Source organism: Grimontia sp. AD028 (assembly GCF_000973155.1).
Lineage (GTDB): Bacteria > Pseudomonadota > Gammaproteobacteria > Enterobacterales > Vibrionaceae > Enterovibrio > Enterovibrio indicus.
Map to the genome: position 1 here is coordinate 1 of NZ_LASY01000144.1, position 11787 is coordinate 11787.

Annotated in this window: 10 protein-coding genes; 5 read left to right on the plus strand and 5 right to left on the minus strand. The window is 51.3% G+C overall.

The window, feature by feature from the left end:
- The coding region (locus tag RN22_RS22520) for a YifB family Mg chelatase-like AAA ATPase (protein ID WP_046307962.1) at positions 1 to 938 on the minus strand (938 nt) is incomplete at its 3' end.
- 456 nt (positions 939 to 1394) lie between these two features.
- Here RN22_RS22520 and ilvG point away from each other — a divergent pair.
- The 5 genes from ilvG to ilvA are packed head-to-tail and all read left to right on the plus strand — an operon-like array spanning position 1395 to position 7667.
- A complete protein-coding gene (ilvG, locus tag RN22_RS22525) occupies positions 1395 to 3041 on the plus strand; it encodes an acetolactate synthase 2 catalytic subunit (protein ID WP_046307964.1) in 1647 nt (548 codons plus the stop codon).
- Entirely contained in the window at positions 3038 to 3286 is a 249-nt protein-coding gene (gene ilvM, locus RN22_RS22530) for an acetolactate synthase 2 small subunit (protein WP_046307966.1), read from the plus strand. The genes ilvG and ilvM overlap by 4 nt, the downstream gene beginning before the upstream one ends.
- Positions 3287 to 3308: 22 nt before the next feature.
- Entirely contained in the window at positions 3309 to 4244 is a 936-nt protein-coding gene (locus tag RN22_RS22535) for a branched-chain amino acid transaminase (RefSeq protein ID WP_046307968.1), read from the plus strand.
- A 22-nt stretch (positions 4245 to 4266) separates the two neighbouring features.
- On the plus strand, positions 4267 to 6108 hold the full coding sequence (ilvD, locus tag RN22_RS22540; RefSeq protein ID WP_002540827.1) for a dihydroxy-acid dehydratase: 1842 nt from the start codon (positions 4267 to 4269) through the stop codon (positions 6106 to 6108).
- 2 nt (positions 6109 to 6110) lie between these two features.
- A complete protein-coding gene (gene ilvA / locus RN22_RS22545; RefSeq protein ID WP_046307969.1) occupies positions 6111 to 7667 on the plus strand; it encodes a threonine ammonia-lyase, biosynthetic in 1557 nt (518 codons plus the stop codon).
- Between the two features lie 56 nt (positions 7668 to 7723).
- On the opposite strand, the gene RN22_RS22550 is transcribed toward ilvA, so the two are convergent.
- From RN22_RS22550 to RN22_RS22565, 4 genes are all read right to left on the minus strand, one after another.
- Positions 7724 to 8095 (minus strand): helix-turn-helix domain-containing protein, encoded by a 372-nt coding sequence (locus RN22_RS22550; protein WP_002540824.1) that lies wholly within the window; start codon positions 8093 to 8095, stop codon positions 7724 to 7726.
- Positions 8096 to 8321: 226 nt separating this feature from the next.
- A complete protein-coding gene (locus RN22_RS22555) occupies positions 8322 to 8693 on the minus strand; it encodes a helix-turn-helix transcriptional regulator (RefSeq protein WP_002540823.1) in 372 nt (123 codons plus the stop codon).
- 315 nt (positions 8694 to 9008) lie between these two features.
- Positions 9009 to 10844, minus strand: a complete 1836-nt coding sequence (gene glmS, locus RN22_RS22560) for a glutamine--fructose-6-phosphate transaminase (isomerizing) (RefSeq protein WP_046307971.1) — start codon at positions 10842 to 10844, stop codon at positions 9009 to 9011.
- 14 nt (positions 10845 to 10858) lie between these two features.
- A complete protein-coding gene (locus tag RN22_RS22565) occupies positions 10859 to 11623 on the minus strand; it encodes a DeoR/GlpR family DNA-binding transcription regulator (RefSeq protein WP_002540821.1) in 765 nt (254 codons plus the stop codon).
- Positions 11624 to 11787: the final 164 nt, after the last annotated feature.

The window sequence follows — 11787 nt, forward strand, 5'->3', positions numbered from 1 at the left end:
TTTTTAGTTATTAGGATTACATGGATCTCATCGAGAAAGAGTAAGCCGTTGTGCGCCAGCGATATTTCGCCCGGTTTTGGTGTGCTGCCACCACCCACCAATGCAGCCATTGAACTGGAATGGTGTGGGGTACGAAAAGGTCGTTTGCGCCAGTTACCTTCATGTAGTGGCTTTTCCGTCAGGGAAGTGATCGCCGCAGTTTCGAGCGCTTCTTTGTCACTCATAGGTGGCAACAGATCGGCCATACGTGATGCCAACATGGTTTTTCCGGTTCCAGGCGGGCCGAGGAAAAGTAAGTTGTGCGAACCTGCTGCCGCAATCTCCAGCGCCCGCTTTCCCTGCTGCTGGCCGATAATGTCCTGCATACAACGTCCAGCGGTATTTGGCGTTACTTCGTCATCTTCAGGCTCTTTCAGCATCAAACTGCCCTGTCCGCTTAAATGGCGGCAAACAGAAATCAGATCCGGCGCGGATACATGAATATCCCGACCCACCAGCGCCACCTGTCCGCCATTTTCGTCCGGCACCACCAAACTTCTCTTCGCTTCTCGGCACGCCACGGCAGCAGGCAAAGTGCCTTTTACTGCGCGTAGCTGGCCGGAAAGGGCCAACTCTCCTGCAAATTCATGACTATCGAGCTTGGTCATCGGAATTTGCCCAGAAGCCGCCAAAATACCGAGCGCGATAGGTAAATCAAACCGACCACCTTCTTTAGGTAAATCCGCTGGGGCAAGGTTGACTGTGATGCGTCTTGCGGGAAATTCAAAGCCCGAGTTCACAATGGCGCTGCGCACCCTGTCCCGCGCTTCTTTGACCGTGGTTTCGGCAAGGCCAACTAGCGTGAACGCAGGTAACCCATTGCTGATATGGACTTCGACTGTCACCTGTGGCGCTTCGACACCAACACAGGCGCGACTATGGATAATGGCAAGATTCATAGGGCGTAATCAGTAACTATTTAACTATCAATAAGTTATTTGCATAAACCATTAGTATTACTGCATTACGAAGCATAAATTGGAAATTCGAGCCACTTTTTGCTTGTCATGCGACAGAAGTCTGTGATACCACTATGAGCAGACAACAACTGTGCAAACAAACGTTGACATAAACATACAGCGCCGACACAAACGGTGCTTAAAGAGACAAAATGAATCATCTATCTCGCGCCCTAGTCATTATTATTTCAATTATCGTGGTGGTACTACCGCGAGGGGCAGCGACGGCTAGAACATAGCAAACAAACATCGCAACAGCCCCCGCATCGAAAGGTCCGGGGGCTTTTTTCACATTTGGACGTGCGGTTGCAAGACGCAAAAAGGAAAACGCGGTATGGGACCATCTCAGGAAGCTCAGCAAATAACCTCCTTAGCGGGATTTAACGGGAGGCCACAATGACAGGTGCACAGCTCGTCGTTGAAGCTTTGCGAAAGCAGGGTGTAACGACAATCTTTGGTTATCCGGGCGGTGCGATCATGCCCGTATATGATGCTCTTTATGACGGCGGCGTTGATCATGTCCTTTGCCGTCACGAGCAAGGCGCTGCCATGGCGGCTATCGGTTATGCGCGATCAACCGGTGGCGTTGGCGTGTGTCTCGCCACGTCTGGCCCTGGTGCAACCAACCTTATCACTGGCCTCGCGGATGCCATGATGGACTCTGTGCCCGTCGTCGCTATCACAGGTCAAGTTGCCAGCCCACTAATCGGTACCGACGCCTTTCAGGAAGTTGATGTTCTCGGTCTTTCCCTTGCCTGCACCAAACACAGTTTTCTGGTGACCGACACATCAAAACTTGCTTCCACATTGGCAGAAGCTTTTGTGGTTGCTAAAGAAGGACGCCCTGGCCCCGTGCTGGTGGATATCGCCAAAGACGTGCAGCTTGCCCAAATCGAAGAAGCCTTTACGGCTATTGTAAATCAGCCTTCTGCTCCAGAAGTGTCGGAAGCTTCGTTACAGGAAGCCAATGCACTGATCGCAGAGGCAAAGCAGCCGATGGTATATGTCGGTGGCGGCATTCAACTGGCCCACGCGACCGATACACTTCGCCAGTTTCTAAATCACAGTCAGATCCCAGCCACCAGCACATTGAAAGGACTTGGCTCGGTCGACAAAGATTATCCCTACTATCTCGGCATGCTCGGTATGCATGGCACCAAAGCGGCTAACCTCGCGGTGCAGCAGTCTGATTTATTGATTGCTATTGGTGCGCGTTTTGACGATCGCGTCACTGGTAAACTGGATACCTTCGCGCCTAACGCCAAAGTCGTTCACATCGATATCGACGCTGCAGAATTCCACAAACTGCGCCGCGCCAATGTCGCACTTCGCGGTGAGCTAAATACCGTGTTGCCGCAGTTGGGCGAGCCTTCAGACATCCAAGCATGGCAAGACAGCGTGCTGACCATGAAAAAGGACTTCGGATGGCGTTATGACCACCCTGGCGATCCAATTTTTGCGCCGCTGCTCCTTAAACAGCTCTCTGACATGATGCCGGACTCCACCGTCGTCGCGACCGATGTTGGCCAACACCAAATGTGGGTGGCGCAGCACGTAGAGCCGCGTCGTCCTGAAAACCTGTTAACCTCCGCAGGTCTTGGCACCATGGGCTTTGGTTTACCTGCCGCCATGGGCGCCAAAATGGCCCGTCCTGATGACGAAGTTGTATTAGTTTCTGGAGATGGTTCATTTATGATGAACATTCAGGAACTTGGCACCCTGAAACGCCGCAATATTCCGGTAAAAATGGTACTGTTGGATAACCAACGTTTGGGGATGGTACGTCAATGGCAACAGCTTTTCTTCGAAGAGCGCTATAGCGAGACCAACTTGTCGGATAACCCTGACTTCGTGACATTGGCGTCAGCCTTCAACATTCCGGGCAAAACCATTACCCGGAAAGAAGAAGTTATCCCTGCCCTGCAGGAGTTGCTGGCAAGTGACACAGCCTACCTGCTGCATGTTGCTATCTCAGAGGAAGAGAACGTATGGCCACTGGTTCCACCCGGTGCCGCTAACCAGGATATGTTGGAGCGTACATGAGCCAATCACACACTCTGCTAATCAATGCTGACGACCAACCAGAATTGCTGGAGCGTCTGCTGCGCATTGTCCGTCACCGTGGATTCCGCCTGACGAGCCTCGACATGCATCATACCGATGACACCAATGCGGTTGAAATTACCCTGCAAGTGAAGAGCGATCGTCCTATCGCTAACCTTCAGAGCCAGTTAGACAAATTATGGGATGTCTCACGCGTACGTCTGCTCCCGCTAGAACAACAGTAATGCGTTATAAGGATTAATAAGAATGGCAAACACAGCGGATTATATTTGGTCAAACGGCGAACTGATCCCATGGCAAGATGCCACAGTTCACGTGCTGACCCACGCCATGCATTATGGCACCTCGGTTTTTGAAGGGATTCGTTGCTACGACACCCCGAATGGTCCAGTGGTCTTCCGTCACCGCGAACACATGCAACGTCTGAAAGACAGCGCAAAAATTTATCGCTTCCCAATCCCGTATTCGGTCGATGAGCTGATGGAAGCGTGCCGTGAAACATTGCGAGCCAACAACCTGAACTCTGCGTACATCCGCCCGCTGGGTTTTGTCGGAAATGTTGGTCTGGGCGTTTGTCCGCCGCCAGACACTAAAATGGATCTCATCATTGCAGCCTTCAGTTGGGGCACTTACCTCGGCGAAGATGCGCTGGCTAATGGTGTCGATGCCATGATTTCAAGCTGGAACCGCGCCGCGCCGAACACGATCCCAACCGCAGCTAAAGCGGGTGGTAACTACCTGTCGAGCCTGTTGGTCGGTGGTGAAGCCCGTCGCCACGGCTATGCTGAAGGTATTGCCTTGAGCGTGGATGGCTACTTGTCTGAAGGTGCCGGTGAAAACCTGTTCGTGGTGAAAAATGGCGTGATTTCAACGCCTCCAGCCACCAGCGCTATCCTTCCTGGCATTACCCGTGACTCCATCATGACCATCGCCAAGGACATGGGTTACGAGGTGCGTGAAGAGAACATCGCGCGCGAAGCCCTCTACCTAGCAGATGAAGTCTTCATGACGGGCACAGCGGCGGAAATCGTGCCGGTTCGCAGCGTAGACCAAATCACTGTGGGTGAAGGCAAACGCGGCCCAGTCACAGAGAAAGTACAAACCGCCTTCTTTGGCCTTTTCAACGGTCAAACCGAAGACAAATGGGGATGGCTGGATCCGGTCTCTCCGGACGCCAAATAAGTAGTTTTAGAGGAATAAGGAAATGCCTAAGTACCGTTCAGCCACCACCACCCATGGCCGTAATATGGCGGGTGCCCGCGCCCTTTGGCGTGCAACCGGCGTAAAAGATGAAGATTTTGGTAAACCTATCATCGCCGTGGTGAACTCCTTCACCCAGTTCGTACCCGGTCACGTGCACCTGAAAGATCTTGGCCAGCTGGTAGCGAAAGAAATCGAAGCCGCTGGTGGCATCGCCAAAGAATTCAACACCATTGCTGTTGATGACGGCATCGCCATGGGTCACGGCGGTATGCTTTACAGCCTGCCATCACGCGAAATCATCGCGGATTCTGTGGAGTATATGGTGAACGCTCACTGCGCCGACGCCATGGTGTGTATCTCCAACTGTGACAAAATCACCCCGGGAATGCTGATGGCAGCAATGCGTCTCAACATCCCAGCGATTTTCGTCTCTGGTGGTCCAATGGAAGCAGGTAAAACCAAGCTTTCCGATCAGATCCTGAAACTGGATCTGGTGGATGCCATGATCCAGGGTGCCGATCCAAACGTGTCAGACGAGCAAAGCGAGCAGATCGAACGCTCTGCGTGTCCAACCTGTGGCTCTTGCTCTGGTATGTTCACTGCCAACTCCATGAACTGTCTGACCGAAGCGCTGGGTCTCAGCCAGCCGGGTAACGGCTCTATGCTGGCTACCCATGCAGACCGTGAAAAACTGTTCATTACTGCTGGCCAGCGTATCGTTGAGCTGACCAAGCGTTATTACGAGCAGGATGACGAATCTACCCTGCCGCGTAACATTGCCAGCAAAACCGCGCTGGAAAATGCCATGGCGCTGGATATCGCCATGGGCGGCTCGACCAACACCATTCTTCACCTGCTTGCAGCAGCACAGGAAGGTGAAATCGATTTCGATATGTCTGATATCGACCGTCTCTCCCGTCAGGTTCCGCACCTTTGTAAGGTAGCCCCTTCCACTCAGAAATATCACATGGAAGATGTTCACCGCGCAGGTGGCGTGATGGGTATCCTGGGTGAGCTTGACCGCGCAGGTCTTCTGAAAACTGACGTGCCAAATGTTTTGGGTGAAACCCTGGCAGATACGCTGGCGAAATACGACATCACGGTCACAGACAACGAAGACGTAAAAACCTTCTACCGCGCAGGCCCTGCCGGCATCCGCACCACCAAAGCCTTCTCACAGGATTGCCGTTGGGACACGCTGGATGACGATCGCACTGAAGGTTGTATCCGTACCAAAGAAAACGCCTATAGCCAGGATGGTGGTCTTGCCGTACTGAGCGGTAACATTGCTCTTGACGGGTGTATTGTGAAAACCGCCGGTGTGGCAGAGGAAAACCTCACCTTCCGCGGCCCAGCCCATGTATTTGAAAGCCAGGAAGATGCAGTCAACGGCATCCTTGGCGGTGCAGTGAAAGCCGGTGAAGTCGTGGTTATCCGCTATGAAGGTCCTAAAGGTGGCCCAGGTATGCAGGAAATGCTTTACCCAACCACTTATCTCAAGTCCATGGGTCTTGGTAAAGAGTGCGCGCTCATCACTGATGGCCGCTTCTCCGGTGGTACCAGCGGTCTGTCTATCGGCCATATTTCTCCAGAAGCGGCTAACGGCGGTACCATTGCTTTGGTTAACCAAGGCGACATCATTGCCATCGACATTCCAAACCGCTCGATCGTTTTGGAAGTGGATGACGCTGAACTGGCAGCACGCCGTGAAGCTCAGGCAGAGAAAGGCTGGAAACCAGCATCGCGCGAGCGCACGGTATCACTGGCGCTGAAAGCCTATGCCAGCCTGGCAACCAGTGCTGATAAAGGCGCAGTGCGCGATAAAAGCAAGCTGGAGGGATAATCATGAGTCAGGCCCGCCAACACAGTGAACCCGCACCGCTCAGCAACGCTGAATACCTGCGTGATATTTTGCGCGCTCCTGTTTACGAGGCTGCGATTGTCAGCCCGTTGCAGGACATGCCACGTATTTCGCAGCGTTTAGGCAATACCATTCAGCTCAAGCGTGAAGACCGCCAGCCGGTGCATTCGTTCAAGTTACGCGGCGCCTACAACATGATGTCGCAGTTGACCGAAGCGCAAAAACAAGCCGGCGTTATCGCTGCATCAGCGGGAAACCATGCGCAGGGTGTGGCTCTTTCAGGCAATAAGCTGGGGATCAAAGCCACTATCGTGATGCCTCGCACCACGCCAGACATCAAAGTGGCGTCTGTTCGCGGTTTTGGTGGCAACGTCGTGCTGCATGGCAACAACTTCGATGAAGCCAAAGCCAAGGCGGTTGAACTGTCCGAAGCACATGGCTACACCTTTGTGCCACCTTTTGATCATCCTTTGGTGATTGCGGGCCAAGGCACCATGGGCATGGAAATGCTTCAGCAGAACGGCCATCTGGAATATATGTTCCTGCCTGTCGGTGGGGGCGGTATTGCTGCGGGCGTTGCTGTGCTGGTTAAACAGTTGCTGCCTCAGGTCAAACTGATTGCAGTAGAAGCAGAAGATTCTGCCTGCCTGAAAGCAGCGCTGGATGCCGGTGAGCCGGTCACTCTCGATAACGTGGGTACCTTCGCAGACGGTGTGGCGGTCAAACGCATTGGTGATGAGACCTTCCGTCTTTGTCAGGAGCACCTGGATGACATCATCACGGTGTCGAGTGATGAAATCTGTGCCGCGGTGAAAGATATTTTTGAAGACACCCGCGCGATTTCTGAGCCTGCTGGCGCCTTGTCTCTGGCCGGTCTAAAGAAATACACCGAGCAGCATCAGCTCAAAGGCAAGAAGATGGCCGCCGTGCTTTCCGGTGCGAACACCAACTTCCACAGCCTGAGATATGTGTCTGAGCGCGCTGAGCTGGGTGAAAAACGCGAAGGCCTGTTGGCGGTAACGATTCCTGAGCGCACAGGTGCTTTCCTTGAGTTTTGCAAAATCCTCGGTGGCAGAGCGGTGACAGAATTTAACTACCGTCACAGCGACGACACACTGGCAAATATCTTTGTCGGTGTGCGTTTGCAAAATGGACAGGAAGAGCTCGATGGCATCATTGCCGATCTACGCAAAGGCGGATATCCGGTACAGGACTTGTCTGATGATGAAATGGCGAAGGTCCACATCCGCTACATGATTGGTGGAAGACCTACCAAAGCGATGAAAGAGCGTCTGTACAGCTTTGAGTTCCCGGAATATCCGGGCGCCCTGCTACGCTTTCTCAACACCTTGGGTACGCATTGGAACATCAGCATCTTCAACTATCGCAATCACGGCTCTGACTACGGTCGCGTGCTGTGTGGCTTTGAACTGGAAGATAAAGACATCCTGTCATTTACCGCGCACCTGCGTGAGCTGGGATACGCATGGAAAGATGAGACAGAAAATCCGTCTTATAAATTCTTCCTAGCCAAGTCCTAGTCACAAACCCAAAAGACAAAAAAGCCCAGCATTGCTGGGCTTTTTGCTTTTTCTTTTTATCGGTCTTTATCCGGCGTTGTCATATTGATCATGTACTGTGCCAGCAGTAACGCCTGATCCATCACAAGGTTACGTGCTGATTCAGGTAACTGACTGAATAGTGCCAACAGGGAGTTCAGATCGTCCCTGTGCGTAAACGCGATGTCACTTCGCGTACTTTCACCATACAAAAACCAATTTAATGGACGGCCGGTTACATCAGCGATGATTGCCAGGGAAGACACTTTGGGCTCTGTTTTACCGGACTCAATATCTAAATAGGTTTGACGGGCAACATCTAAATGCTGCGCCATTTCCACCTGAGTGATATCCCGGTACTCCCGCGCTTCCCTAATGCGCTGTGCAACATGAGCTTTGACAATAAACATCGCTTGCCCCACAACTCGGCGCCAAGGAACAGGTTAATTCGCTCTGTTCACAGTGACGCACTTTACTGCTAGATCCTGCATTATGCACAGGGTTGTTTTCTACACATGTAAAGCGTTGTTGAAGTGTGAATCAGGGCTACTGTTGCCTAAGCCAGATGACAAGGAAAATACGCAATACCTATTTTGGCAGGCAAGGCGTGACCCTGCTTGCCAAGTAAGTAAGTGCTTAACCTCGTTGTGCTGATTTCGAGTAGTTAACCAGGAACGATGCCATATTGACACTCTGGTTCAGGATAGCGGTGCGCGCTTCATGCGGCAGCTTGGAAAAATGCTCCAGCAAGCGGTTAACATCCTGTTTGTACTGCACATCATGCAGTTCAACGTCAGCATCACCATAAACGAACCACACCAGTGGACGCTCAGTGATTTCTGCAATTTCTGACAACATGCGAACGCGAGGCTCTGTTTTGCCCGTTTCGATGTCCAGATACGTTTGGCGCGCTACTTCGAGTAGTTTGGCCATTTTCACCTGAGTGATCCCTTTCCACTCACGTGCTTCTTTAATGCGTTTTGCTACTTGTGCTTTCGAGTCGATCATACTTCACTCCCTACGACGTACAGCTATCTGTTATATAGTTTTGCTGTTTATCGACAATATGCACAATGCAGGCCAACTATTTAGACATTAAATAACATCTTTAATATCAATACTTTAAATGAACTCCAATTGACACTGTTAGTCTTTCTGGACTTGATGTCTTGTTATGACTGCGAAATGATTTGCAAAATGCAAATAACCACTCCCAATCAATAATTGCAAAAAGCAAATCAGACAGTGCTTGTATGCCTAATAAGACACAAAAAGGAGCCTAGTGGCTCCTTTTTAATTTAAGACTCTCATTTTTAAGCTGTATTATTCTACTGTCACAGCTTTTGCGAGGTTACGAGGCTGGTCTACGTCTGTCCCTTTGATAAGCGCAACGTGGTAAGACAGCAACTGCATGGGCAGTGTGTAGAAAATAGGCGCACACACTTCATCGACATGCGGCATAGCAACAATGGTCATGCCCTCACTGGCTTCAAAGCCCGCATCTTTATCCGCAAACACATAAAGCTGTCCACCCCGAGCGCGCACTTCCTCAATGTTGGATTTGAGCTTTTCAAGCAATTCGTTGTTTGGTGCTACCACGATGACAGGCATATCTGCATCAATTAGCGCAAGCGGGCCATGCTTGAGCTCACCAGCAGCGTAGGCTTCAGCATGGATATAAGAGATTTCTTTCAGCTTTAGCGATGCTTCCATGGCAATTGGATAGTACTCTCCGCGTCCGAGGAATAAAGCATGGTGTTTGTCGGCAAAATCTTCTGCGAGCAGCTCTATCTCTTTGTCGAACGCCAACGCCTGTTCCATGGTCGCAGGTAAGCGGTTCAATGCCTCTACGATGGCTTTTTCTTTAGCAGCATCTGCATGCCCCTTTTGCTTGCCTACTGCGGTGACCAGCATCAACAGTGTCGCCAGCTGGGTGGTAAACGCTTTGGTCGACGCCACACCAATCTCAGCACCTGCACGGGTCATAAACGCCAAATCGGATTCTCGAACCAGTGAAGAACCCGCTACGTTACAAATGGTCATCGCCCCCATAAAGCCGCGCTCTTTGGCTTTTCGCAGTGCCGCCAATGTATCTGCAGTCTCTCCAGACTGGGAAAGGGTGATCAACAGGCTGTTAGGGCGGGTGACGAAGTTGCGATAGCGGAATTCCGAAGCGATCTCCACATCACAGCTCACCCCTGCAATATCTTCGAACCAGTAACGTGCCACCATGCCTGCGTTATAAGAAGTACCACAAGCCACAATCTGAATGTGCTCAGCTTTAGCCAGAATCTCCGCCGCACCGTGGCCGATACTGTCCACCAGCACGCTGTTGCCATCAATACGCCCTTCCAGCGTGTTAATGAGTGCAGAAGGCTGCTCAAAAATCTCTTTTTGCATGTAATGGCGGTATGGGCCCTTATCTGCCGCATCGTGCTCAATGGACGACTCATGAATCTGGCGTTCAACACGTTCGCCATTCAAATCGGTAATGCTGACTTCGCGTCGGGTAATTTCCGCCACATCACCTTCTTCAAGGAAGATGAAGCGTCGCGTGACATTGAGCAGTGCCAGTTGATCGGACGCCAGAAAGTTTTCCCCAATACCGAGGCCAATCACCAAAGGACTGCCAGAGCGCGCGGCAATGAGCCGCTCGGGGTCTCGTCTGTCCATCACTACAGTGCCGTAAGCGCCTTCAAGCTGTTTGACTGTGCGTTGAAAGGCTTCCATAAGGCCGCCTCCCTGGACCAATTCCCAATCTACAAGGTGAGCAATAACCTCAGTGTCAGTTTGGGATGTAAAAACGTAACCGCGGCCTTTGAGTAGCTCTCGGAGCGGTTCATGGTTTTCAATGATGCCGTTGTGGACGATGGCAATGTTATCGCTTGACATGTGTGGGTGTGCATTGGCTTCGCTTGGTTCACCATGGGTTGCCCAACGGGTGTGAGCAATACCAGTACCACCAAGAACTGGTGTTTCGTCTAGAGCTTCCGCCAGATTCTGTACTTTGCCCAATCGGCGCAACCGACGCAGTTGTTGTTCGCTGTCAGTCACAGCTAGACCCGCAGAGTCATAGCCGCGGTATTCCAACCTACGCAGACCTTCCAGCAAGATTTCAGCAACGTCCCTTTGCGCAACCGCGCCCACAATTCCACACATATCTTTCCCCGTATCTAGTCAGGGGCGCAGATCACCTCTGTGCCCGTCTTTTCAATGGCAAGTTTGGTGGTGGCATCAAGCTTACTGTCGGTGATCACCGTAGTGATCACTTCCCAGGGAAGTTCAAGATTCGGGATCTTACGGCCGATTTTATCGGACTCAATCAAAACTACGACTTCCCTGGAAACCTCTGACATAACACGGCTCAGACCGACAATTTCATTAAACGTTGTCGTACCGCGACTAACATCGATGCCATCAGCGCCAATAAACAGTTGGTCAAAGTCATACGCACGCAATGCTTGCTCTGCAACCTGTCCCTGAAATGCTTCCGAATGCGGATCCCAGGTCCCGCCTGTCATCAGGAGCGTCGGCTCGTTTTCCAACTCCTTGATGGCCTGAGCCACATTCAAAGAGTTGGTCATCACCACCAGACCGCGCTTTTGATTAAGAAGTGGGATCAAAGCTGCTGTCGTTGAACCACTGTCCACCACAATTCGATTATGGTCACGGATCCGGGTTGCCGCCATTTTTGCGATTGATAACTTTTGTTCCGAAACTTTTACTGCGTTTTCCGAAACCATTTCATGAGGAACAGGAACCGCTCCGCCATAACGACGCAGCAGGAGTCCATTTTTCTCAAGCTCAGCAAGGTCTTTACGGATCGTTACCTCTGATGTTTCAAACAGAGTTGAAAGCATATCTACGCTAACTTCACCCTGTTCAGTCAGCATGGCAACAATCGCATGGCGACGTTGTTGAGTATTACGTTTCGACATGTAACCACCAAACTTTCGTTTCGAAAGATAATATAAACTTTAAATCAAAGATCAAGGATGAAATGCGATACACATCACTTCTAGCATGATCTGCAACACAGATTGAGAATTATACCAATCACAGTAGGTAGGTGATCAGAAATAGCGCAGGAAAAATGCTCGAG

What these genes read in the sequence shown, in the direction of transcription:
- ilvD (WP_002540827.1), top strand. Translation starts at nt 4,267, where the DNA reads ATGCCTAAGTACCGTTCAGCCACCACCACCCATGGCCGTAATATGGCG.
- RN22_RS22555 (WP_002540823.1), bottom strand. Translation starts at nt 8,693, where the DNA reads ATGATCGACTCGAAAGCACAAGTAGCAAAACGCATTAAAGAAGCACGT.
- ilvM (WP_046307966.1), top strand. Translation starts at nt 3,038, where the DNA reads ATGAGCCAATCACACACTCTGCTAATCAATGCTGACGACCAACCAGAA.
- ilvG (WP_046307964.1), top strand. Translation starts at nt 1,395, where the DNA reads ATGACAGGTGCACAGCTCGTCGTTGAAGCTTTGCGAAAGCAGGGTGTA.
- RN22_RS22550 (WP_002540824.1), bottom strand. Translation starts at nt 8,095, where the DNA reads ATGTTTATTGTCAAAGCTCATGTTGCACAGCGCATTAGGGAAGCGCGG.
- ilvA (WP_046307969.1), top strand. Translation starts at nt 6,111, where the DNA reads ATGAGTCAGGCCCGCCAACACAGTGAACCCGCACCGCTCAGCAACGCT.
- RN22_RS22535 (WP_046307968.1), top strand. Translation starts at nt 3,309, where the DNA reads ATGGCAAACACAGCGGATTATATTTGGTCAAACGGCGAACTGATCCCA.
- RN22_RS22565 (WP_002540821.1), bottom strand. Translation starts at nt 11,623, where the DNA reads ATGTCGAAACGTAATACTCAACAACGTCGCCATGCGATTGTTGCCATG.
- glmS (WP_046307971.1), bottom strand. Translation starts at nt 10,844, where the DNA reads ATGTGTGGAATTGTGGGCGCGGTTGCGCAAAGGGACGTTGCTGAAATC.